Origin of the sequence: Clostridium sp. L2-50 (genome assembly GCF_000154245.1) — a bacterium.
GTDB lineage: Bacteria > Bacillota > Clostridia > Lachnospirales > Lachnospiraceae > Coprococcus.
On sequence record NZ_DS480329.1, the window covers coordinates 72,643 to 99,587 of the forward strand.

Annotated in this window: 17 protein-coding genes; 14 read left to right on the top strand and 3 right to left on the bottom strand. The window is 39.8% G+C overall.

Annotated features, from left to right (window positions below; translation table 11 throughout):
* Positions 1-34 precede the first annotated feature (34 nt).
* The 14 genes from CLOL250_RS12950 (at position 35) to leuS (ending at position 25,162) form a co-directional block, all read left to right on the top strand.
* On the top strand, positions 35-1,753 hold the full coding sequence (locus CLOL250_RS12950) for a GspE/PulE family protein (protein WP_008403040.1): 1,719 nt from the start codon (positions 35-37) through the stop codon (positions 1,751-1,753).
* 202 nt (positions 1,754-1,955) lie between these two features.
* Positions 1,956-3,017 carry a type IV pilus twitching motility protein PilT gene (locus CLOL250_RS12955; RefSeq protein ID WP_084770790.1) on the top strand — a complete coding sequence of 354 codons (1,062 nt, stop codon included), beginning with the start codon at positions 1,956-1,958 and terminating at the stop codon, positions 3,015-3,017.
* A gap of 183 nt (positions 3,018-3,200) precedes the next feature.
* Entirely contained in the window at positions 3,201-4,409 is a 1,209-nt protein-coding gene (locus tag CLOL250_RS12960) for a type II secretion system F family protein (protein ID WP_008403043.1), read from the top strand.
* Between the two features lie 147 nt (positions 4,410-4,556).
* On the top strand, positions 4,557-4,967 hold the full coding sequence (locus CLOL250_RS13500) for a type II secretion system protein (protein ID WP_008403045.1): 411 nt from the start codon (positions 4,557-4,559) through the stop codon (positions 4,965-4,967).
* A 448-nt stretch (positions 4,968-5,415) separates the two neighbouring features.
* Entirely contained in the window at positions 5,416-7,035 is a 1,620-nt protein-coding gene (gene pilM / locus CLOL250_RS12970) for a type IV pilus assembly protein PilM (protein ID WP_008403046.1), read from the top strand.
* Between the two features lie 13 nt (positions 7,036-7,048).
* Complete coding sequence (locus tag CLOL250_RS12975) at positions 7,049-7,819, top strand: hypothetical protein (protein ID WP_008403047.1); 771 nt, start codon at positions 7,049-7,051, stop codon at positions 7,817-7,819.
* Between the two features lie 55 nt (positions 7,820-7,874).
* A complete protein-coding gene (locus tag CLOL250_RS12980) occupies positions 7,875-9,290 on the top strand; it encodes a type IV pilus modification PilV family protein (RefSeq protein ID WP_008403048.1) in 1,416 nt (471 codons plus the stop codon).
* 3 nt (positions 9,291-9,293) lie between these two features.
* Positions 9,294-12,350: a hypothetical protein gene (locus tag CLOL250_RS12985; protein WP_008403049.1), complete on the top strand. Its 3,057-nt coding sequence runs from the start codon at positions 9,294-9,296 to the stop codon at positions 12,348-12,350.
* An 11-nt stretch (positions 12,351-12,361) separates the two neighbouring features.
* Positions 12,362-12,931, top strand: a complete 570-nt coding sequence (locus tag CLOL250_RS12990; protein WP_008403050.1) for a pilus assembly FimT family protein — start codon at positions 12,362-12,364, stop codon at positions 12,929-12,931.
* Between the two features lie 13 nt (positions 12,932-12,944).
* Entirely contained in the window at positions 12,945-13,748 is an 804-nt protein-coding gene (locus CLOL250_RS12995) for a prepilin-type N-terminal cleavage/methylation domain-containing protein (protein ID WP_008403052.1), read from the top strand.
* Positions 13,749-13,763: 15 nt separating this feature from the next.
* On the top strand, positions 13,764-20,138 hold the full coding sequence (locus tag CLOL250_RS13000) for a DUF5057 domain-containing protein (protein WP_008403053.1): 6,375 nt from the start codon (positions 13,764-13,766) through the stop codon (positions 20,136-20,138).
* Between the two features lie 189 nt (positions 20,139-20,327).
* Positions 20,328-21,689 (top strand): shikimate dehydrogenase, encoded by a 1,362-nt coding sequence (aroE, locus tag CLOL250_RS13005; protein ID WP_008403054.1) that lies wholly within the window; start codon positions 20,328-20,330, stop codon positions 21,687-21,689.
* A 406-nt stretch (positions 21,690-22,095) separates the two neighbouring features.
* Entirely contained in the window at positions 22,096-22,653 is a 558-nt protein-coding gene (efp, locus tag CLOL250_RS13010; protein WP_044946272.1) for an elongation factor P, read from the top strand.
* Between the two features lie 91 nt (positions 22,654-22,744).
* Entirely contained in the window at positions 22,745-25,162 is a 2,418-nt protein-coding gene (gene leuS, locus CLOL250_RS13015; RefSeq protein ID WP_008403056.1) for a leucine--tRNA ligase, read from the top strand.
* A gap of 171 nt (positions 25,163-25,333) precedes the next feature.
* Here the strand turns inward: leuS and CLOL250_RS13020 are convergent, their stop codons facing one another.
* From CLOL250_RS13020 to CLOL250_RS13030, 3 genes are all read right to left on the bottom strand, one after another.
* Positions 25,334-25,591, bottom strand: coding sequence for a hypothetical protein (locus CLOL250_RS13020; protein ID WP_008403057.1), 258 nt, complete (start codon positions 25,589-25,591; stop codon positions 25,334-25,336).
* A gap of 77 nt (positions 25,592-25,668) precedes the next feature.
* Entirely contained in the window at positions 25,669-26,280 is a 612-nt protein-coding gene (locus CLOL250_RS13505) for a hypothetical protein (RefSeq protein WP_049941113.1), read from the bottom strand.
* 322 nt (positions 26,281-26,602) lie between these two features.
* A complete protein-coding gene (locus CLOL250_RS13030; RefSeq protein ID WP_008403060.1) occupies positions 26,603-26,851 on the bottom strand; it encodes a hypothetical protein in 249 nt (82 codons plus the stop codon).
* Positions 26,852-26,945: the final 94 nt, after the last annotated feature.

A 26,945-nucleotide genomic window follows, 5' to 3' on the forward strand; every position in this document is an offset into this window, starting at 1 on the left:
CGTATATTTAAAAAGTGTAGGAGGACAGACCAGTATGCGATTAGGAATGGGCCGAAAAAAGATTAGAATTGGAGATATCCTTGTAGCAGCAGGAGCAATTACAGAGGAGCAGTTACAGGAGGCTCTGGCATATCAGAAAGAGAACGGCGGGAAGCTCGGAAATGTTCTCGTAGATCTGGGAATGATCAGTAACGAGATCCTTATTACTCTTCTAACACAGCAGTTAGGTATTGATTACATAGAATTGAAAGGTGCCAAGATCGAAGATAAAGTTATTCATATGGTACCTGAGAATATGGTTACAAAATATAAGGTTATTCCTATCGAGATCGATCCGGAAAACCCGAATATATTAAAACTTGCTATGTCTGATCCGATGGATATCAATGCGATTGATGATATCGGACTTGTAACAAATATGCAGGTAGAGCCGATGCTCGCAACGGAGGAACAGATCAATGATGCGATCGGCAAGTATTATGGAAGCTCAAAAGCGATGGAAGCGGCTGAGATGTATCGTCAGGAACAGGCGGATGCACTTGGTGGCGGAGATGAAGAAGAAACAAACGAAGATATTGATAATTCACCTATCGTTCTTCTGGTTAAGCAGATCATTGAGGGCGGTGTAAGACAGAGAGCATCCGATATCCATATCGAAGCACTGGAGAACAGCGTTCGTGTCAGATACAGAATTGATGGTGCGTTGAAGCAGGTAATGTCATATGACCTCAGTATTCTGGCAGGTATTACAGCCCGTATCAAGATCATAGGCGGAATGGATATCGCAGAGAAGAGAAAACCACAGGATGGTCGTATTACCATTTTCGTAGACAGACGAGAGTTCGATGTCCGTGTATCTATCCTTCCGACAGTATACGGTGAGAAGACGGTTATGCGACTTACTTCTAAAGACGGACTGACCAAGCCGAAGAGCGGTCTTGGACTTGATGAGGATGAGATCAAAGTATTTGATGGAATCCTGAGTAACCCACACGGAATCATCCTTGTTACAGGGCCTACCGGTTCCGGTAAATCAACTACACTGTACACATCATTAAGTGAGTTGAACAAAGAAGATGTTAATATTATCACGGTAGAAGACCCTGTCGAGGCGAATATCAACGGTATCAACCAGGTACAGGTAAATAATAAAGCAGATATGACATTCGCGGCAGCACTTAGATCTATTCTTCGTCAGGATCCGGATATCATAATGATCGGAGAAATTCGAGATGGTGAGACTGCCCAGATCGCGGTTCAGGCGGCTATCACCGGACACTTGGTTGTATCAACACTCCATACAAACTCGGCAGCATCTACGATCACTCGTCTGGAAGATATGGGTATCGAGCCTTACGTTGTAGGTGATGCGGTTGTAGGTGTTATCGCACAGCGACTGGTAAGACGTCTGTGCCCAACCTGTAAACAGCCACGACTTATAGAAGATGATGAGAGACAGGTGCTTGGCGTACCGGCTGATGAAGAAGACGTAATCATCTATGAGCCTGCAGGATGCCCGCTTTGTAATGATACCGGCTATGCAGGACGAATCGGTGTGTATGAAATGATGCCGGTTTCAAAGGCATTACAGGCAGTTATCTCGACCGGAGCGACGGCAGATAAGATTGAGAAGCAGGCATTATCAGAAGGAATGCTCACACTGAAGATGGGCGCAGCAAAGCATGTATTAAACGGTATCACATCACTTTCGGAGATGAAGAAGATCGTTTATACAACCGGTGACGAATACTAAATGATATAAAGACATTAAAATATTAAAACATTAAAACATGCAAAGACATTAATACATTCATATTAGAGTGTTCATTTGAAAAAGGGATGTTTTTAACAAAGAAATAATCCAAACAGATTTTTAACAGAGAAGAACTTACATACATAACTCTGTAAAAATAAATTGAAATTATGAAATGCAACAAGGAAAGGAAGGAAACAATATGCTGGATATGAAGGAGCTCCTGGCATTCTCGGTTGAGGCGAAGGCATCTGATGTACATATTGCAGTCGGAATACCACCAAAGCTCAGAATCAATGGACGATTGACAGAAGTTGAAGTTCCTCCGCTTACACCTGCTGATGCGGCAGAAGCGATCGGAGCAACCATGAAAGAAAGACATGTAGCGATCTTAAAGGACAGAGGTGAGGTCGATTTCTCGTTTGACTCACCGGAGACCGGACGTTTCCGTGTGAACGTATATATGGATCGCGGTAATATGGCGGCGGCTTACAGACGAGTTGAGACACAGATCCCAAGACCTGATCAGCTTGGTATTCCGAGAGAGGTTGTTGATCTCTATAAGAGAAAGAGAGGGCTTGTACTTGTAACGGGACCTACCGGTTCGGGAAAATCAACAACACTTGCTTCTATTATAAATAAAGCAAATGAAAACCTGACAGATCATATCATCACACTGGAGGACCCTATCGAGTATATCCATCATCACAACAAGGCAATCGTAAATCAGCGAGAAGTTGGTATGGATACACTCAGCTACGCAAATGCACTTCGTGCAGCACTCCGTGAAGATCCTGATATCATTCTGGTAGGAGAGATGCGAGATCTTGAGACTATTTCAACAGCGATCACTGCAGCCGAGACAGGACATTTGGTTTTCTCGACTCTGCATACGATCGGCGCGGCAAGTACGATCGACCGTATCATTGATATCTTCCCTACAAACCAGCAGCAGCAGGTACGTGTACAGCTTGCGATGGTCCTTGAAGGCGTTATATCACAGTCACTTCTGCCTACGGCAAATGGTCAGGGACGAGTAGCAGCCTTTGAAGTTATGCTTGCTTCTCCTGCTATACGGAGTCTGATCCGTGAAGCAAAGACGCATCAGATCCAGTCAACGATTCAGACAAGCAGACAGCTTGGAATGATTACGATGGATGATGCACTGTACGATCTGTTCTCTGCGGGAACTATAACCAGAGAGATGGCAATGACATATGCACAGGATCAGCAGTACCTCAGAAAGAAGATTAACGGACAGTAAAATGTATAACAGTTTTGTGCAAATCTCACAAAAAAACTGGCGGACATAAGAAAATATTGATTATGGTAGCAAATTATAGTATTATATAATCTATATGAATGAGATTTTATGCGCTTAAAGACGCATAAAGGGTGTGGTCAGATATGATCACGGAAGAAATATGATAGGGTCGGAGGAGAAACAATGGCAGTATTTAACTACAAGGTTGTTGACAAAGATGGTAAGAATAAAAAAGGTACCATCGAGGCCCCAAACAGAGATGGAGCGGAGAAAAAGCTGAAGTCGGATGGCTATTCGATCATGAGCCTGACAGAGCAGAACAATCCATTTTCAGGGGGTTTAATTAAGAAGAAAGTAAAATCACGAGACCTGGGTGTCTTTTGTAAACAGTTCTCAGCTGTTATAAAAGCGGGTGTTACGATCATTTCCGCATTGGAACTGATGGGCGACCAGATCGAGAATCCAACACTGAAGCGTGCGGTTATGGATGCGAAGACATATGTTGAAAAAGGTGGTACTCTTGCAGATGCCCTTCGAGTAAACTCAGATGTATTCCCTCCGATCATGATCAACATGGTAGCTGCCGGTGAGTTGTCCGGTAACTTAGAGGTGTGTCTGGATCGTCTGGTAGAACACTTTGAAAAGGATAATGCATTATCCAGTAAGATCAAGGGCGCGATGGTTTATCCTATCGTAGTATTTATCGTAATGATCATCGTAGTAATCGTGGTAATGATCGCGGTAATCCCGAACTTCACCAGTATGTTTGAAGACATGGGAACAAAGCTTCCTCTTGCAACAAGAATGATGGTTGCGGCAAGTAACTTCATTATTCATAAATGGTACATATTGATCATTGTTGTAGCAGCGATCGTGTTTGCCTGTAAGGCGTTCAAGAAGAGTTCGGTTGGTGAACAGTTCTTCTCGAATATCGCGATCAAGGCTCCGGTATTCGGAAACCTGACGATCAAATCAGCTTGCTCCAGATTCGCAAGAACCATGAGCACTTTGATGGCATCCGGTATCTCTATGATCGATGCTGTAGAACAGGTAGCGAAGATGATGGATAATAAGATCATACGTGATGGCCTGATGGATGCAAAGACACAGGTTGCAAAGGGTATCCCGCTTTCAAAACCATTAAAGGATATGGAGGTTCTTCCGCCGATGTTATCAGCGATGACAAAGATCGGTGAAGAGACCGGTGATATCGAGGAGATGCTCAGTAAGGTTGCCGACTACTACGATGAAGAGGTAGACGCAGCTACTAATAAATTAACGGCAGCAATGGAACCGTTGATCATGGTTATACTTGCCTGTATCGTAGGTATGATCGTAGCAGCTGTATACGGTCCTATCATGAGTATGTACGATGCAATGGATCAGTATTAATACAATAAACCAATAAACAATACATAATTTACTTACACAGTTTTACATTGATTGATTCCGGTAGAACGAGGATGCCGGTATTGATATAGTGTCATATGACACAACAACAACATAAAATAATTAAGAAAGAAAAAGGAGAGAATAATTATGAAGAAGAACAACAAAGGTTTCTCATTAGTAGAATTAATTATCGTTATTGCTATCATGGCAATCCTTGCAGGCGCACTTGCACCGGCACTTATCAAGTACATTAACAAGTCAAGAGCATCAACAGATATTTCAAATGCTGACACTATTCGTTCTGCATGTCAGACCGCAATGTCAAATGAAGAGGCTATGGCTTCACTTGGAAGTACTGCAAAAACAGCTACTGTAACTTCATGGAAAGCATCAGGAAGTTTTGGACAGGAACTTAGCGAGATTCTTGGTAGCGCATCATTAAAGGGTAAATATTACGACAAGAATTCTGAATTCAAAGTTTTAATTGATGTAGCAAACAATAAAGTTGAAGTTTATTCAGGCGGAAATACAAATAAATTACTTTCCCCACAGAACTAGGCTTTAACTGAAAACAAATATTTTATTTTAATAGTATTGAAAGGCAACAAAATTAAGCTGTTTGAAATTCCTCGTATGACATATTATAGCTAGTTGTTGCCTTTCGATAACATGAGTAAGATGTTTGTGGATTTATAGACATCACTATATCATAATGCAATGCAGAAAAGATATATGATGTCTTGGAAGCAGTCAGTAGTTTAGTGAGTGATTAAACTAATGACGGCAACCGGCTTGCATATAAGCTGGAAAACAAGTGAATGGTCGCATATGGAGGGTCAAACATAGAGACCATTTTGAGGGTGACAGGTTGTTCACCTTATAGCCTGTAAGATACAGGCGTATTCTATTTTTATTTATATGGGGTGAACAGCATGTAAGCTGGTACTCAGGCAATTAAGGGAGAATTCCCGACAAAACTACTGATTAGCGAGGGAGGCTATTTAAAATGGCGAGTAATAAAAAAGTCTTAACAATCGACATTACAAATGAAAGTATTACTATCACAGAAGTAACCGCTTCTGAGAAGAAGACTTCAACCGTACATAATGCCATCATCTTTGAGACTCCGGAAGACTCATACGAAGATGGTTTTATCAGAGACAAAGAAAGAATTGCAGAAGCAATCAGATCACAGCTTGCTGCAAACGGAATCACTAACAAGGACGCGATTTTCGTCCTTACCTCTACAAAGATCGTTAACAGAGAGGTCCTTGTGCCTTTCGTTAAGGAGAACAAAATCAAAGGAATTATTAATGCGAACTCATCAGAGTATTTCCCTGTTAATATAGAGGATTACACCGTATCCCATTCTGTATTAGAGACAGTCACTGATGAAGAAAATAACAAACAGTTAAGAGTCCTTGCTGTAGCAGCACCGACCAGTATGGTTCGTTCCTACTATGAAGTGGCAGCACTTGCGGGACTGAAAGTAGTGGCGCTCGATTACATTGGAAATGCCATGTTACAGCTGATCAAGACACAGACCAGTGAGAACATGACAACGATGGTAATCCAGTTAGGTAGTGAATCTACCGTATTAAATATTGTAAAAGGAGATATCCTTTTACTCCAGAGAACTGTACCATATGGTACCAATGTTGTAGTAAATGAAGTAATGGATGCAAAGGGCGTAGATGCAACGACAGCTATGACCTTACTTCAGAATGAACGTCTGATCACAGTTGATTTCGATGATAATGCGATCACCGGTTCATTCCGTTACCTGATCAATAACATTGGACGTGTGATGGATTTCTTTGCATCAAAAAATCCGGATAAGCCGATTGATGATGTATTCCTGACAGGCGATGGAGCACTGATCAAAGGAATCGATGGTTTATTCAAGGTACAGCTTAATGTATCAACCAGAGTTATGGATAGTTTATTCAATATCAAGTTTGACCCGAAGATTGATTTGAAGATTTATAATCCTGTATACCTTATGGTTCCTATCGGTGCGGCTTTTGCACCTATGGGATTTGTAATATCAGAAGGGGCAACAGCATCTAAGAAAGAAGGAGCTGTTGATTCTACGCCTTTTGTAGTTGCATTTCTGATTCTGGCAGTGCTCGTTGCCGGTGGTGTGACTGCGGCTTCATTTATCATGAAGAATAAGGCACAGAGTGAGCTGGATGATGTAAACCGAAAGATTGAATCAATTAAAGATATTGAAACCATTGTACAGGACTATGAGGATGCAGAGAGCATCTATGTGGATGCCATGAGCATGTACAGCTACACTAAGAATCTGAATGAGAATGTAGTAACCTTTATCAATGCTTTAGAAGAGAAGATGCCAAAGGGAACAGAAGTAACAGCGTTCAATTCAGATGCGAGCGGTGTATCCATATCCGGTACTGCAGAAAAGTATGACGATGTTGCGGGTCTTGCGATCAGCTTAAAAGAAATTGACTGTATCGATAATTCATTCATCGGAAGCATTACAGAGAATGTAGATGAGGAATCAGGCAAGACTACATATGATTTCACTGTAACCTGTATCTATGTGGATGCGAATGCATCAACAGAAGATACTACAGAGACAGATGCAACATTAGCTCAGTAAGGAGGGTACGAACATGGATGCAATGACAAAAGGACAAAGAAATTTATTATTATTTTTATTGGGTGTTGTAATATTATTCGTGCCGATTCGTTATGTGGCTATGAATAATTTTGAAGACCGGAAGAGTATCATATCCGAAAAGGACAAACAGCAGGTTTACTATAATGATCTGAAGTCAAAGGATGTAAATCGTGACCAGTATATTAAAGATACAGAGAACTATAAGAAAGAGTATCAGGCAATCCTTGATGAATTCCCATCAGAGCTCTATCAGGAGAATACAATTATGTATTTACAGGGTATCAAGGATGAATATAAGTTTGACTTCCCTTCTGTAACGATGGGAGAAGAACAGTTATTCTACACACTCGGAACCGGTGCGGTAGGTGATGCTACACTCGGAGATGGAGCAGCAGCAACCGATACGACTGCGGCTGACACAACCGTAGCTGATAGTGCTGCAGCTTCAGGAGATAATTATAACTGCTATTCAGCGAACTTCCCTGTTACCTATTCAGGTTCATACAAGGATCTTAAGGATGTCATTGATTATATTCAGAGTGGAGACTTCCGTATGACTGTTGATTCTATCAGTATCGCTTTTGATGAGGAGACAGGAAAATATACAGGTGATATGTCATTCACATCATACGCAGTAAATGGTGGAGACAGAACTACAGATCAGGTAGATGTTAATGTTCAGAACGGAAAGGATAATATCTTCGGTAACCCGACAAAGAAGTCAACAGCTACAACAACTACATCAAGCGATAATGCTCAGTAGGTAGTTATAAACCTGAAACCCGTAAACAGTTTTTAAACGGAGTGAGAAGTAGAAAATGACAAAGAAAAACAATAAAGGCTTTAGTTTGATAGAAGTAATCATTGCTGTAGCCGTATTTGCCATATTGATCGTTCCTCTTACCTCCCAGTTGATTTCCGCTGTTAATATCAATAAGAAATCAACCAAGAAACAGTATGCCATTGATAAAGCAGAACAGATCATGGAAAGCTTTAAAACTGCAGATATGAGTAGTAGTGCCATCAGTATACCTGATGGCAATTCTACAGGTAGCTATAATTTCACCTGCACAACTACAACTCCGAAAACAACGGATAATAAGATTGCCGGAGTGAAGAAGGTGAATTATACGGAGAAGACATACACATGTAATGACATATCTATAGGAGGAAATTACGCGAAGTATGGCTGTACAGTCACGGTCAGTGATCTTGCACAGCAGGTTGCTGCGATGGGGTATATCTGGGATCCGGCAACAGGAGATGCAAAAGTTGATGAAAATGGTGATTATGTTAAGATCACATCTTCAGTAGGTACTGTTCGTACACTGGATAATAAACAGGCAGCGATCATTGCCGGGGCAACTTACACAGGTGATACCGGAACCGCAGATGGAAATAATCTGGATAATCAGGCAAGTGCATATTTTAAGGATCAGAAGACAGAACTGTTAAAGAGTCATACAGTGCAGTATAATCAGATGCTTTCCAGTGATGGTGATGAATTCTGGAAGAATGATGAGTTCTCAAAGACAACGACGATTAAAGTGTCAAAGACTGCAAATAACAAATATCGTGTGCAGTGTATCGTAAAGTATGTAGATAAGACAACAATCGGCGTTATTAAGTCTGAATATGAGAACAATACAAATAACGTATATAAACCAGCCAGTGCAAATGGAGAAGGTGTAGTATATCAGAATGATTATGATAAACTGCCACCAATCTATCTGTTATATGTTCCTGCAACCAGTAATGGTATCTATGTAAATCGTGATTATGTGAATATAGATACAAATGCATTAGATGCGGATGAAAAGGCAAAGATTTATATTTTCCAGACTGTAGCAGATATTGATGATAAGTATGCAGAAATTATCAATGAAGCTTTGCAGGGCGGTGATAGCAGCAAGACACTTGATGATCTGATTTATGTAAATAATCAGCATAAGGTATCTCCATCATCTGTAAAGGTGCGTGTGAATTTTGCAGATTCAACCGGAACACTTAAGAAACCGGCAGATGAAGCAAAGATTAATACATTAGCCGGAAAGACTAAAGTATATGCGAACTTTACAGTAGATAAACCAAATTCAACTGTAAGTGTTATGGGAACAAAGGATGATACGGCGGACGATGTCTATATGTACGATCTGACTGTTCTTATGGAAGAAAAAGACAGTAATGATAAGACGACTGACAAGACGACTATATCAGGAACAAGGGGGAATTAGAAGATGCTTAAAAAATTAAAGAGCAGACTGAAGCACATGAGTAATCGTGGTTCCAGTTTTGTCCTTGTAATTGTATCTGCAACGTTTTTGAGTATTCTGGTATCCGCCCTGTTAATGGGTATGTTATTAGCATACAAACTCAGATATTACAAGATTAATTCATTGAATAACTTCTACAGTGTAGAGAAGGCAATGGATGAGATTTATGCAGGAATTGGTGCAACGACAAATGAACACTTATATTCCGCATATACAACGACTGCAGAGTTAGTTGTATATTATAAAGATGGAAAGTATACGAATCTTTCTGAGACAGAGGCAAATAATCTGTTCAAAAAGTTTTTTATGCAGGGAATTATGGATGATGATAATCTGAATAAAATCCCTACATTAGTAGCTACATTGCAGGGTTATATTACAGATCCGAATGTTACACTTGATTGTGATAATCTTCGAATTGTATATACAGATAATGCGGGAAAACACAGTTATATCAAATATGTTAAGAATTCCCTGACGGGAGATATTTCCGGACAGACAAATACGGAACCGGGATTTAATTCAGGAACTGTAGAGACGATTGCATTTAAGAACGTAGGTGTTAAGAGAACAATTACATTGACTGCTGCAACAGATAGGGAGACGATGGCTCCAGGAACGTATGAGCAGTCAATTATGACGGACTTGGTACTTAAAAAACCAGAATATAATGTTTCGTTTGATATGACAGGTATAAACAGCAATAGTTTGTATAGTTATGCATTTCTGGCAGATATGGGACTGCAGGTATCCGGAACAACTACGAATTATAACGATGCAAGTGCAACAGTTGTAAATGTTAAAGGAAATGTATACACAGCATCTGATTATTATAATAAAGATTATAATGCTGTGACTGCAACAAAAGTTACAAACAAATATAATGATAGTGTTGTAAGAAACTGGGGCGCTACAGATGAAAGCGCTAATTCTGGTATTTTTGTTGACAAAGCATCATTGACAATGAATTCAGATGTTATTGTAAATTCTGGTGCATTGACAGCATATAATGGTGCAGATATTACTCTTTCAGGTAGAAGTTCGAACCTTTCAGAGCTCTGGACCGATAATATTATCATTGATGGAGATAAAGGCGGTTCTATTACAGCGGCAGCAAACGCTTATGTATATGATGATACAGAGTTAAATGCAGAAGAATCTAATTTGACATTCTTTAAGGGTACATACTTTGGATATAGCTATTCTACAGATGATATTCGGAGCATTAAGCTTCTCGGGAATGCGGGCAAACTCCCTACAAATTACAGTTTAAAATCTCATTTTAGTGATAGTGCGATTATTGTAAATGGTAAGAAGTCCACATTGGATCTGAAGAGCTTACAATCTCTTTATATTGCGGGTAAATCATATATTGAGTTCTCAAAAGTGGCAGCTTCTTCTATCACAGATGCTAATGAGAGAAAAGAACTCGGTCTTGTTGATGCAGATGGAAATGAAAAGAATCTGGACTATGCATTTACAACATTGAAGGATTATTCAACTGGTCAGTCGCTTGATGTGAAATCCAATCAGTTGATTTTCCTGACACAGTGGGAGCCGGTTGCAGGCAGCGAGACAGTAGATTCAAATGGTTATACACATGTTAAGTTGAAGTTCCCAAATAGTTTTAACAATGATGTTAAATTAAAGGAATTATACAAAGAGTTTACTGAAAAACTGAGTAATAATGAATTGGTAGTTAATGCGATCAAACAGACGGTGTCTGGTCATGATTATTATTATCTTTATATTAAAGCGGGAGATAATAAGCAGAGTAATGTAGAAGAAGCAGAAGCTTTTGTAAAGAAGTATTATGATCTTCTGGCAGAGAATCTGGAAGAAACAAATAAGAAGATATATAACGTATCTAATTATGACAGCTTCGATGTGACATTGTTACTTCCTGTTGGTGCAGATGGCAAGGTAGATTCTTCTAAGGTTGGTTCAGGCGCGGCTGTAACGGCACAGAATAAGAATGACGGATCTTTATATATTCAGGCATCAACAAAGAGTACGATGAGTGTTGAAACGGCTTTAAAAGCAGCAGCTACATCTAAGACATTCACCATGTTGCTTGGAAATGGAGACACGACAGCAAATAATCTTGCTTATGAAAACCTTAAAACAAGTGCAGGACAGTTAACTGGATCAGATTCTGAAACAGAGGCACATAAGGTGAGTAATTTCCTTAATTACATGTATATCAACATGAAAGATCATCTGTCTGTATTAAACAATAAGGTGTTGGATGCTGAAGGTAAGGAGACCGATGAAGAGCAATCTGCATGGGCATTAGTAAAATATACAGATTATACAGAGACCAGTAATGGAAAGCAGTCTCAGAAGTACAGATACGAGCATGCACAATTCAAAAATGTAGGTGCTAATAAAGGTGATTATACAAGAACTCAGTTAGCATCAGGCGAGTATCAGTACACATATGTTGGCAAGGATGCAGATGGAAAGTATAAGGGAGATTATGTAAGAAGTGATTCGTACTCTTATAATTACAGTCTGACACCATTAAATAACTATGTTGACTTTACAAAGATTTTTGGAACGCATACACTGCCTGACGGCACTAACCATACAGCGCATAAGAATATCAGTAAAACGATTTCGTCTGATGATGGATCAGCAGATTCGATTCTTGTTATCAATGATGGAGATGTAACGCTTGATACAGCTACAGGCAATTCATTACAGGGTATTGTTATCTGCGGTGGCGATGTGAAGTTCAGTAACAAGGTAAAGTCATTCAGAGGATTGATTATAGCAGGTGGTAAGGTTATCTGTGATAGCAGCATTAGTATATCAGCAGATGTATCTTATACAGCGAGTGTGCTGAAGAAGTGCGCAGACAGCACAGATACAGATGTAAGCGTAGTTACAAGAGAAATCTTAAAGAACTATGTAAAAGAAGAAAAAGACAGTAGTGCAGAGGTGAAGAGTTCTACTTTATCTGACATCTCTTATAGTGATATTCTTGAATTCCAGAACTGGAAGAAGAATGTAGATTAGGAGGGGTGAAGATGAAGAAAAGAAACAATGCTGGATATTCTCTGGTAGAACTGATTATTGTTCTTGGAATAATAGCGGTGTTATCCGGACTGGCAGCTGTTACGATATCAGCGATATCAACTGCCCGGGCTACCTCGGCTAAAGAGTCATTCAATGAGGAATTGTCTACATTAGTAAAATTGACAAAATCTCAAAATAAAAAAGCTGCTATGTTGATTGAAAAGGTTGACGATAAATATCAGATTACATACGGAACCTTTACGGGTGATGTTACGCGTAAAGCGAATGGAGACCCTTCAGATGATTTTAAAGACAGAGCTAACTTTACTGCAGACACATCAATAGATACTATAACGCTGGATCGCGTAAAGATTATGTACGCGGCAAAATCTTCAGATACCGCAAAAGAGGTTACTGAAGTAAATGGCACAGCGGGTTTTATGATCGTTATGTTTAATAAAGCAGATGGTTCGGTTTGGTCGGGAGATGGTATTTATACTTTCAATAAGGAGCGGTCGAATGCATCAGTAGGTAAAGTAACATTAAACAAAACGACTGGTAGTCATTATACAGGATCATAAGGAGGGATGAATAGTGAAAAAAACAGAGAATAAGGGTTTCACTTTCATTGAACTGGTACTTTACATAGGTATCTTAAGTGTATTTATGGTAGCAGTTACAACCCTGATTGGATCAGTGGTTGCTTCCAATCGGAAGATGACATCCAGAAAGAAGATACAGACACAGGCTGAAGAAGCCTATGATACTATGTCTGATATGCTGATGGCAGCAACAGATGTTAAGATTTATGCAAAAGCAAAGCGAGTAGGTGAAACATCATCGAAAGAAGGCGTATATCTGGTTCCTGATGCGTCGGATTTAAGACAGGATGATGGTTCTTATAAAGAAGGAGGCGGAAACAAAACAGTGCAGGTAGCCCCTTCTTCAAATCCTGCAAGCGGATCGAATAAAAGACCTTGCTACAACATCGGTGAGTTGGATAAAGATGTAGCACTCAGTACGGTATCGACAACGGTAGGTTCAAAGACGGCGGATAAGCTTTATATTAAGCTTAATTATGCATCCGGTCTGGATTCAACAACAGGTGATAGCGAGATAACAAGTTGTACTCTATTATATGATAAGACAAACAAGAAGTTATATGCTTACAGAATGAAGGCGTCTAATTCCGGAGGCGGATCATTTATTGATTCAAGTAATGATGAGGCCTGTCTGCTTGCAAAGAATGTTGAGCAGTTTGATGTGAAGGTGAATCCGGATGAGGATAGTTTTGCAATCACCATGAAACTTCAGGATGCACAGACAGCAGCATCTTATACAGTGGATGGAGTTGTCAGCCTTAGAAATTCAAATGTGTTAAAAGCGCATTCAAACTAAAAGGAGGAAAGAATAGTGTTTAAGAATAAAAAAGTTGTTTTATCTTCCGTAGCAATCATCTTTACACTGATTGTTAGTGCGGTATTCGTCAATTTCACATTAGCTAATTCTGGAACTCCTGTAAATGAAAATAACGCAGAACTGAGTGCTGCAACAGGACTTGTAGGCTATTCGAATATTGACCTTGCGGTTATCAATTCGAACAGCGCCAGTTTAAAGGCAACAGGTGATGACAAATATCGTATTGTTCAGATCCTTCCAAAGTCTAAATCAAATGACGATATTGCGAAAGCAGATACAGATATGACTGCTAAAGTTACTGCATCAAACTATAAAGGTAATATCAAAAATGAGTCTGATTATACAAATACAACACCATTATGGAAGTATGTGTATGATGGTGAGTATTTCAGATATGCGGTATTTGATGGTTATAAGACGATTGCATCCCAGAAGATGGCAGCCGGAGCAGTGACATTAACAACGGTTACTGTTGACAATCTGAACAGTATGGATACAAATGCAAAAGCAATTTTATCTGCAGCGGATTTCATATATATCGTTGCACCGGATGAGAATGCATATGCATCAAAAGACAAAGATATAAGCGAAGCATTATATAATTGGCTTGTAAGCTATACAATGGATGACCGCCATCCGATCGTTCTTGATAAATATACACTTTGTGTAAAAGATGCAAGTTCGATAAAGGGAAATAATGATACATATCGTATGGGAACATTAGCATTCAAGTTGATTACAAAGAATCTGACAGCCCGTATAGATAATGTATTAGCAGTAGAGCCGGGATATTTCAATGTGCTTTATAAAGAAGCAAGTGATAATGATGTACCGGATCCAACCCAAAAGACAACAAAGACAATTTCAGATTTCATCCTTACAGCGGAACGTTCTGCGACAGAGGGTGGAAATGACTATATCAACAAAAACAGATATTATAAATGGTATGAAGATAATTCATTGACAGACTTCCTGAATTTCCAGACGAATCACAGTGATTCTGCATATATTAAGGTATCAAGTTCTATTGGTGGTATTACGGCTTCCAGAACAAAATGGGATTTTGATAATGCAGAAGTACTTGTTATTTCAAATGGTGAGTCATCGAGGATGTTTGATGAATTAGCAGCAAACAATGATTCCACACATATGGATGCAAGTGCCTATACTTTCAATAAGAAGACTAATACCTGGGAAGCAGAAGAAACAGCAGAGAACAGTGTATTCACAGGAGCCGCTTATGCAAGCCGTGGATACAGATATGTGCCAAGTGGTGCGAATATCTATGTTCTTCAGAGCCGTGATATCAAGAATGCTTTGACCTCAGGTGAAGGTGCTGTCTATTCAACGACCGATCTTTCAAATACCGGTTTTCAGGATGTTGCAACTAAGGAATTATCCGGAGAGGTTCGTTCATCTGTAGATCTTACCGGATCAAATGTATATCTTACTGTTACAATAGACGGAAAGACTTATCTGGTTGGTAAGAATGAGACAGAGAAGTATTCAGTTATGCTTTCATCTTTAGAAGGTGGAAACGGTTCTTTTGACAGTGCGACAAATACTTATGTGTACAATTATAATTTCTCATATCTGAATGCCGGTTCTGAATTCCAGTATGGAGTGATCATTGAGCCTGCCGGAACAGCAATTGATGAGCTTGTTGCAGCTGCAGGAAGTGGAACCGGAACAGGAACCGGAACTGGAACCGGAACTGGAACCGGAACTGGAACAGATGATACTATAGTGACGGGTGCTTATGAAGTTGGCAGCAATGGATGTAATTTCATTGTTACAAAGAATGGTGAGCAGAAATCAGCAGATTATGATTATACAAACGTTGCAGATACATATGCAGAGTTTACAAAGAAGACAACAGAATCAGATCCTGCTTATGATGCAAATTATTCATCAAACTTATCTTATGAATATACTGTTTTGGATTATTCAGAAGATTCTACAGAAGGTAGAGATAAGGCATTTAATTATGTCAATAAGTTATATCTAGATCACAAAGCGGAAGCACTTACCAAGAATTCTACAAAACAGGTGATTGACTTTACACAGTTTGATTTTATCTTTATCGAGTCGGGTGCTTATAAAGATGAGATTGGAAAAGATGCATATAAATCATTATGCGACGCTGTTGAAGGTGGTGTATATGTAATTGCCAGTGATAAAGCCGGAGATGGTGTTGGCTCTGGAGATGGTGATGATGACAATAATGGCGGAAATAAGACCATTATCAGTCCGTCAGCAAAAGCAATTGCAGATATCATTAATGCAGGTCAGTATCGTGATGGCTCTGATAATAAGTTCAAGGTTCTTGAAATTCAACCGGATTATCCGATTGATCGCGAGTTAGCAGAAACCAAGAATAAAAATTCTTCCTATTCAAAACATATGGATGGTTCAGAGATAAAGGGTGATTATTATACTGTTCCGTCAGATGTGATTGAGGGTAAGGCCAAAGAAGAACTTCAGAAGAATGTTGAGTATTATGACTTTGATCTGACAAAGGCCAAACTTGCATATGCAATAGATGGATTAAACTATGGTGATATCGAACTTACTCAGGTTTCTACGGAAGCATTGATCGGTATGAAAGATGATATCGCAACAAGTTATGATCTGGTTTATATCGGTGGTGATTATACAGCACTTGATAGAAGCGTTGAGGAAGTTTATTCTGCACATAGTGGTAATCTGAATGGTGATGCGATCAAAGCATTAGGTTATGGTTTACCGACATTCATTATGTACACACATACAGGTATGTTAGAGTATATTACAGATAATTATATGCCGGCAGATCTGGTAGGTAAGGCAGTATACATGCCTGAAAACGGTAATGATCTTACAAAGACAAAGTATGATGAACTTGTAGAATATATAGATGCCGGAAAACCGGTTATCTTCGGTGATGAACTGACATCTGTATATGAGAAGATGCAGGGTTACAATGTTAAGAACGGCGTGAATGCATTGACTCAGGTTCAGCTTCTTTCAGGTTACTGGTTTAAAGATGATGGAACGATCGAAAAGGGAAATTATTACCTGGATCCATCTTCCAGAGTGTATAAGCTTGTGAAGTATGCATATGATAAAAAAGCAGCTTCTACAAGTGTGAAAAATGTATTATGGGGATATGATCATGATGATACGCAGATGATAGATAATCAGAATGGAACGTATGGTCAGACCTTATATACGGCGAAAGAGATCGGTACAGGCGGATCTTACAAGATTCATCTGACTACGGATGTAGAGAATGAGAGCTGGTTCCAGAATGACGATCCTTCAGTGATTAAGTCTTATGCAGTCGTACCATCTGATACGATGAAGACCTCACTGAACAGTCTGATCAAGAGTTCAGCAAGCAGAGTGAGAGTAGTATTTACAAATAAACCTGCTACCTATAAGGAAGGAATTACGAGTTCTTATCTGAGAACGACCAGTCTTCCATTTGAGTTCGAGGTCAGAAGCAGTAAGTCGGATGCCACATATACATATAAGTTATATTGTGATAAAGATCGTAACATGACATTTGATTCAAGTGATTATCATACAGAGGGAACTCTTACAAAAGGAGCTGCTTCTGCAGGAATGACATCATATACTGCATCAACCACATTGGAATTGGATGAAGACTTTTTCGGATCAGCCAGCTGGTATCTGGAGATCTATGAGGGAACTGAGCTTATAGCAACCAGTTCAGGGCTTAGTAAGGTTGTGAATGAGACAGCTGATAAGAACAATATCAATGTCCTTCAGATCCAGACAATGTATGATGGCCAGACAACAGACTTCCATAATTTTAAGGATACTTTATACTTTGATATTCAGTCTCAGTGGGCACATAAGATCATGTATTACAATGGCCTTACATCAGAACCGAAACTGGGATCAGAAGTAGCATTATCACAGTACAAATCACTTGGACGTCATGAGAACCGTTTTGGAATTGTACAGTATGACCTGAGTGCCGGAGATGATAACTGGTATTCAAACCTTGCAGATACGATTACGGATGATTATAATATCAATCTTGATATGGCGGTTATCAATAAGAATAAAGCAAGTTTTACAACAGCAGATAATGCAAGCGGAACTTATAACTGCCTGGAGCAGTGGGTTGCAGATGCAGAGACACTGTCCAAAGCAGGCGGTAAAGTTGATGGAATGACTCGGCAGGATTATGCAGATGGCTTGCAGGAGAAATGGACTGCATATCAGAATGCAAAGGCTGCTGTTGAAACTCCAAAGGAAAATATTGATAAGTATCTGGAGGGTGCAATCGACCAGTTTGGAAATGATGCAACTAAGATAGATACAGCAAAGTATGGTAAATACAGACAGGGTTCACAGTCTCTGCTTGGTGCATTGAACAGATGGGTACCGGAAAGTGAGATTGTGCAGCTGTTTAACTACTGTATAAAGACCGGAGATTATTCTATGATCTTCATGAAATATTATGGAGACAAGGGAACTAATTTCAATGAGTTTGGAACATATGGAACATTATTTACGGCATATCGTGATGCAAAGGATGCAGAGCTGAATGCAAAGGATGAGTATTATAAATACTTAAGAAGATCTTATGGTAAGGACTTCCTTAAGAAGATGTATTCTATCCTGGTACTTGGTCCTTCTGCAGCATTCTCACCATATGGAGACAGCACAAGTGCTTATGTTGATATGAATGCAACGACATGTCAGTACATTAAGGATTATGTAAAAGCCGGAGGAGATTTGTTCTTCTTCCATGATACAATGTCACCATATTCAAAGAAGGCGGGTGGTGCTTATACACTTACTACAAACTTGCTTGATATGGTTGGACTGAACCGATTCCATGTGGATCTTACAAACCAGAAGAGTTCATATGCTCAGACAAATGATGGCTATGAGTATAAGTCATATAAGGATAAGTCAGATACATATTATCTGACACCATACGGATTCAATACAACAGCCGGAATATCAGGAAAGCTGAATCAGACATCGGGAATCTATGACAGCACGATTAAGACATTAAAGAATTATAATTCAAATTATAATGTAACACAGATTCCGAGTGATAAGTCTAGCTGGAATATAAGTGCATTATCAATGTCATATCTGTATTTTGCAGTGAATAAGAGTATACATGCAGAGAATAATACACCATATATTTATTCAAAGATGGATGTAAACGGTGCACTTCGTACCACAACCAATGATGGTAACAGAGATGAGTCTGCATTTGCGCAGACAGCAAAGGCTTCCAGATTAAATGAAGGTCTGGTTACCCTGTATCCGTTTGCGATAGGTTCATCCCTGAATATATCGGGTACACATCAGCAGGCATATTCACTGGATCTTGAGGCTACGAAGACAACAGTCTGGTATACACTTGCAGGATGTAATAACAATGGTAATGCAAAGACAATGTCATCTTATTATGCTGCATCACCTTATGATGGAATGGAGAGTTACTTCATTTATACAACAGCGTATGGTAACGGAGCTATCACATATTGTGGAGCCGGTCATACATCTGTAACAGGTAATGGAACAAAGAATAATGATGAGAGAAAATTGTTCATCAATGTTATTATTAACAGTGCTTTAGCATCAGTGCCTAAGCCGGATGTAACATTGTTCCAGCCGGATACAAACTTTGTGAATGAGCTTGGTAAGGATGAGTCAGCAGGCAATAATATTTATCTGATTGAAATAGCAGATAAGACAACATCGCCAAACTTTGATGCAAAAATTGATATTCCGGACGGTATCACCGTAGATCGGATCAATGTGTATTATGATCTGGATCTGAATGATCAGGATCCTAAGAAGTTAAGTCCGGTATATTCTGCTACAAAGGATAAACTGGTTTGGAGCTGGAAACGTTCGGATATCGAAAAACAGTTTGTAAAGTTTACAGATGCAGAGTTGAAAGACAGAACGGATGAAAAAATCTGGAAGTGGAAAGCGTATGATGCTATTAAATCTCATCTGACAGAAGCAGAGAAAAACGAGTTATCACAGCATGGTTACATTGCATTGACAGAAGAAGAGAAGCAGGCAAAGATGACTTGGTTAGCTACTTTTGATGGATTTGTACAGTTTGATGATGCGACAGAAAAGATTAAGGTTAGAGATCAGTATTCAAATAATAAGCTGAAACCTTCAGAAGAGTGTTTTGCACCGTATGGTGGTAATTATACTTATATTGTTGTTGAAGTTTATTATGGCGGTGAAGCTACACCAGTACAGAAGATCATCAAGATTAAAGCTGCTGATCCACTCTTCAACCTGACACAGAACAATACAAACAGTATTGTAACTGTAGATGGTATTGAAGCAGAAAAATATACATTAGCTTAATATGAGCTATTAAAAACACATATTATAATTCCAGAGGCGGGCAGCAATGCCCGCCTTTTTGCTTGTAAGACCTGAAAGAAAATGCTACTATAACAACTAGATGATTACGAAATGCTGCCATATGAAAAAACCTATGGGAATTTTACGATCATTATATGAAATTAACAGAACAGCAGGAGAAGAGACAATATGATGATAGATGGAAAAACAAGAACGCTGGGACTTCTGGGAGATCCGGTGGAGCATACAATGTCACCGCTTATACATAATACATTAAGCGAGAAGCTCGGATTAAATAATGTATATGTTCCGTTTCATACAAAAGCAGAAAATCTAGAAGCTGCAGTAAAAGGTGCGTATGCGTTAAACATTCTGGGGTTAAATGTGACAGTTCCGCATAAGAATGAGGTTATGCAATATCTGTCAGAGTTAGATGAAGGCGGACAGGCGATCGGTGCTGTTAATACACTGGTACGGACAGAAAATGGATATAAAGGTTATAATACGGATATGATGGGACTTCTTCGTGAGGTGAGATCTTATGGAGTAGAGCTTGACGGACAGGACGTTATTATATTAGGAGCAGGCGGAGCGGCGAAAGCCGTAGCTTATATGTGTGTGTCAAACGGAGCAGGACATGTATATATCTTAAATCGTACTGTAGCCAAAGCACAGGCGATCGCGGATCATATGAATGATTTCTTTGGGAATCAGAGTATGACGGCTATGAGCATTCAGGACTATCACAAGCTTCCGGAGAAAAAATATATTGTATTTCAATCGACTTCAAAAGGCTTGTATCCGCATAGTGATGAAGTAGTGATTGAAGATCCGGCATTTTATAAGCTTGTATCGGTCGGAATCGATCTGATCTATAAACCATTCTCTACCGGATTCATGTCTCTGTGCAGATACGCGGGAGCAAAGAGCTATAATGGGCTGAAGATGCTTCTGTACCAAGGCATAATTGCATATGAATTGTGGAATGATATAACGATAGATGAAGAAACAGCAGATGAGATTTATCGGAAGTTGCTTAAAAAGACACGGGATAATATCATCCTGACAGGTTTTATGGGATCCGGAAAGACAACAGTCGGAAAGCTGTTATCTGAAAGATACGGATATACCTTCATAGATACAGATCAGTATATAGAAGAAAAATGTGGTTGTACGATCGCTGAATTATTCAGTAAAAAGGGCGAAGCATATTTCAGACAGTTAGAGACAGATATACTAAAAGAACTGAACGCATCGTTAACGCATGCGGTACTTTCGACCGGCGGTGGCCTTCCGCTCCGGGAGGAGAATGCAGCAGAGCTTGCAACCCTCGGAACAGTTATTTATTTACAGATTACCCCGGAAGAGGTCATATCTCGATTATCGGGGGACAATACCCGACCTCTCTTATCAGGCGACGATCCGGAACAGAAGGTACGCGATCTCTTAACCTACCGCACCCCGTTATATGAACGCGTGGCAGATTTGACAATTCCTGCCACCGGACAATCCCCTGAGTATATTGCAGAAGAAATAATTAGCAGAATGTAAGATAAACTATGTGTTTAATTAAAAACAAAAACTATAATGTATTTCAGAAACTGTTAGGATTATACGCAATAGTTGTATGAAACAATTAAAAAATTTTGAATCAAGAATGATAGAGGGTGTAGAACTTTTATATCCCCATTCCCAGATTGGGGGTTGTGATATGTCTCTGTAATAAGCCTTTTTCAACGTCGGCCCTTAGTGAGCCGGATTTTTCGGCGAGCTTAGTGCCGTTACGTTGAAATAGAGCGCAAGAGCCTTATGAAAGAGACATATCAAGCCGCTAATCGTCCGGGAGGTCAGGAAACGCCTAAGGAATTGGTAAAAAGTAGTTGAAATATTCTGTAGAATATTATAAAATGTCACAAGAAGTTCATATCTTAAGGAGGAAAAGAAAATTATGGCAGAGATGATCTCAGCAGGTGATTTCAGAAATGGTGTTACGATTGAATTTGAAGGAAATATTTATCAGATTATAGAGTTCCAGCATGTAAAGCCTGGTAAAGGTGCTGCATTTGTAAGAACAAAGCTTAAGAATATCAAGAGTGGTGGTGTGGTAGAAAAGACATTCCGTCCAACAGAGAAGTGCGAGAAGGCTCATATCGAGAGAAAAGATATGCAGTATCTGTACAATGACGGTGATCTTTACTACTTCATGGATCCGGAGACATACGATCAGATTCCATTGAATAAAGCAGCGATCGGAGATGCATTAAAGTTCGTTAAGGAGAACGAGATCTGTAAGCTTGTTTCTCACAATGGTTCTGTATTCGGTGTAGAGCCACCATTATTTGTAGAATTACTGATCACAGAGTGCGAGCCTGGTGTAAAGGGTGATACAGCTACAGGTGCTACAAAGCCTTGTGTAGTTGAGACAGGAGCAACACTCTATGTTCCTTTATTTGTAAATGAAGGAGATACGATCAAGATCGATACACGTACAGGCGAGTATCTTTCAAGAGTTTAATTCGATCAGAATATAAGAGAGATAGTAGGAGCTGGTCATATATGATTAGGCTCCTATTACACTTTACAAACATTTTTCAGGAGGAAATGACATGGCAACAGCATATAATCATAAAGTTGTTGAGAAGAAGTGGCAGAAGGTCTGGGATGATAACAAGGCTTTTGCTGCAACAGATGATTACAGTAAACCAAAGTATTACGCATTAGTTGAGTTCCCTTATCCATCCGGACAGGGACTTCATGTTGGTCATCCAAGACCATATACAGCACTCGATATTGTAGCCAGAAAGAGAAGAATGCAGGGTTATAATGTTCTTTATCCAATGGGTTGGGATGCATTTGGACTTCCGACCGAGAATTATGCGATCAAGAACAAGATCCATCCAAAGGAAGTAACAAAGAATAACGTAGCAAGATTTAAGGCACAGCTTCATTCCCTTGGATATTCATTTGACTGGGATCGTGAGATCAATACAACAGATCCGGAATATTACAAATGGACACAGTGGATCTTCCTGAAGTTATTCAAGGCAGGTCTGGCATATAAGAAAGAAATGCCGATCAATTGGTGTACATCCTGTAAGGTTGGTCTTGCAAATGAGGAAGTTGTAAATGGTGTCTGCGAGCGTTGCGGTGCGCCGGTTGTCCGTAAGGTCAAATCCGAATGGATGTTAAAGATCACAGAATATGCAGATAAGCTGATCGAAGGGCTCGATACTGTTGATTATATTGAGCGAGTAAAAGTATCACAGAAGAACTGGATCGGACGTTCTACAGGTGCGGAAGTAGATTTCCGGATCAAAGGAAAAGAAGATAAGCTTCGTATCTACACAACCAGATGTGATACATTATTTGGAGCAACTTATATGGTTGTATCACCGGAGCATCCATTGCTTGATAAATATAAAGATGAGATCAAGAACTGGTCTGAGATCGAAAGCTACAGAGAGCAGGCTGCCAGAAAGTCCGATTTTGAGCGTTCCGAGCTTGCAAAGGATAAGACCGGTGTAGCTATCGATGGTCTGGTAGCGATCAATCCTGTAAATGAGAAGGAGATCCCAATCTGGGTATCCGATTATGTACTGATGTCATATGGAACAGGTGCGATCATGGCGGTTCCTGCACATGACGAAAGAGACTGGGAATTTGCAAAGAAATTCGACCTGCCGCTTATTCAGGTAGTAGCAAAGGACGGAGAAGAAGTAGATATCAATGAAGCAGCATTTACAGATGTTGCAACAGGTGTTCTGATTAATTCCGGCTTCTTAAATGGCTTGCAGGTAAAAGATGCAAAAGAGAAGATGATCGAGTTCCTGGAAGAAAAGGGAATTGGTAAGGCAAAGGTTAATTATAAGCTCCGTGACTGGGTATTCTCCCGTCAGAGATACTGGGGTGAGCCGATTCCGATCATTCACTGTGATAAATGTGGTTATGTCCCTCTTAACGAAAGTGAACTTCCGTTGATGCTTCCGGAGGTAGAGAGTTATATGCCGACTGATAACGGAGAATCACCGCTTGCAGCTATGACAGACTGGGTAAATGTGAAGTGTCCATGCTGTGGAGGACCTGCAAAGCGTGAGACAGATACCATGCCTCAGTGGGCCGGTTCATCATGGTATTTCTTGAGATACACGGATCCAAAGAATACAGAAGCACTGGCAAGCAAGGAAGCATTAAAATACTGGCTGCCGGTTGACTGGTACAATGGTGGTATGGAGCATACAACACTTCATCTGCTTTATTCCAGATTCTGGCACAAGTTCCTGTATGATCAGGGCGTTGTTCCTACACCGGAACCATATCAGAAGCGTACTTCCCATGGTATGATCCTTGGTGAGAATGGCGAGAAGATGAGTAAGTCCAGAGGAAATGTTGTAAATCCGGATGATATTGTAAATGCATATGGTGCAGATACATTAAGAACATACGAGATGTTCATCGGAGCCTTTGATCTTGCTGCATCATGGTCAGATGATGGTGTAAAGGGATGTCGTCGTTTCCTTGAGAGAGTATGGAAGCTGCAGGATATCGTAGTAGATGGTGATGCTTACTCTAAGGATATGGAGACAAAGATGCATCAGACGATCAAGAAGGTTTCAACTGACTTTGAGAATCTGAAGTATAATACAGCTATTGCTGCTATGATGGCACTTGTAAATGATTTCTATAAGAAGAATGCAGTAACAAAGGGCGAAATGAAGACGCTTCTTACATTATTGAACCCGGTTGCACCGCATATCACAGAGGAAATGTGGAGCATTCTTGGTTACGAAGGATATCTTTATCAGGCATCCTGGCCGACATTCGATGAGGCAAAGACAGTTGAGTCGACAGTAGAGATCGCAGTTCAGATCAATGGTAAGATGAAGGCGACTCTTGCTATCAATAAAGACGATCCAAAGGATGATGTTATTGCAAAGGCAAAAGAAGCTATCGCAGACAAGCTGACCGGTAACATCGTAAAAGAAATTTATGTACCGGGAAGAATCGTAAACATTGTGATGAAATAAATCTGTCAAGCAAATAAAAAACAACATAAGCATGTAGAGCGGATGCTCGGAATGCGCATGTTGTGGGATGATTTCGGGAGTTCGAAGAACGTAGAAATCATATTATTTCATAAATAAAAATACAAAATAAGCAGTGTGCCTGCAAGGCAGGCAAAACTGCTTATTTATATTTTACAGGAAATTGCGGAACATAGCGATCTTCCGGCGTTCGGCAGGAGAAGCCTGTTCCATCATAATATCCATGATAAGATTGGATTCCTCTTTTGAGAAAGACAGATTACGTTTTTGAAGCTCCCGGTTTAACTGCATGATCTGAGGGAGCATCTGTTCCATAGTAGCATTGTGGGAACCGTTTGCAAGCTCCAGAATAATCTGACGTTTCAGGGGCATAAGATTTTTCAGGCGGGGGTCGTTTTCAAATTGATTCATGGCAATGGATCGTCCTTTCTGTTTTATAGGATTTATTTTGATTCCGGTTATATGTATGGATAATCTATAATGACCGGTTAGATTGCAGACCGGGTGTTCGTGTCGTATTCCTGTAACAACTGCATGATGTGATCCATGGAATTGTCGCTATGTTGGGATGATGACTGATCAGTTGTACCGGTATTTTCCGTGTTTTCATGTGTGGAGGAATCGTGAATTTTCCCATCTGTTCTGTTCCCCTGTATGGATGGATTATTATTTGTATATTCTGTATCTGTGGATATAGATGTATTATCCGGTGCAGCTTGAACGGTTTGGTCATAAGCCTGGAAAATGCTTTGAAAATCCGAAAACGCAGAATCGGTCCGGCTCATATCATTCATAACCTGCATCATATTCATTGCCTGCTGCATATTTTTCATTTGATCGGCGATATCCGAAAAACCACATTGAGCTAACGATGCCAGAATATCATTCTGATTATGGAAATCGCGGTTGAAATCACACTGACGAACATAGGACTGGTTGTTGATCACACGCATGATCTGTTGGAGTTCCATCATTTTCAGATAGATAATGAGCGGCATACGCATAGGTCCGTCAACAAAGGGGAGAATTGCTTCCAGAAGAAACAGACGATCATCGGATATTAATTTGTCAAGAGGATGAGAATGTGGTATCTGTGCCATACAATGCAAGGCTCCCTTCATTTCTTCAAAAGTAAGAGACGGTTTATCCGGATGGATTTTTCAGGTATGTAATGTAGTGCTTACAATTATTATTTATGAAAGAAATGGATATATAATGCATAAAAATATGAAAAAGAAATAACAACAGAATGAGTTGTTCCCTGTCTGTTATAAAGGAACAACCGGAATTATCAGGCGATTTCGGTGATAATTCCGGCATATAGTTCTTTTTTTACAGTTTTATATCCGTACAGAGGCTTTATAGCTGTTAAGGATATAGAACTGATATAGCTTATGACAGTCGGGGGTCAGAATTTCAGGATTAGCATCCACATCCACAACCGCAGTCATTTCCGTTGCCGCATCCACCACAGCAGCAAAGGAGGATCAGGATGATCCAGATGCAGTCGCATCCATTACTTCCGCCGCCACAGCCACAGTCATTTCCAAAACCATTTCCGCAGCATGAGAAGAGAAGAAGAAGGATGATGATGCAGGAGCAGCTGCCTCCGCCGAAACCAAACATTCCGTTTTTTCCACAACCGCACTGTGTTGCTGATAAATCACTCATGGTAAATACCTCCAATTTTCTTTATGCTATAGACTATTCGGTATTGATTCAAATGTTACAAAAACAGAAAAACAATATACGAAAAAAAAAGGAT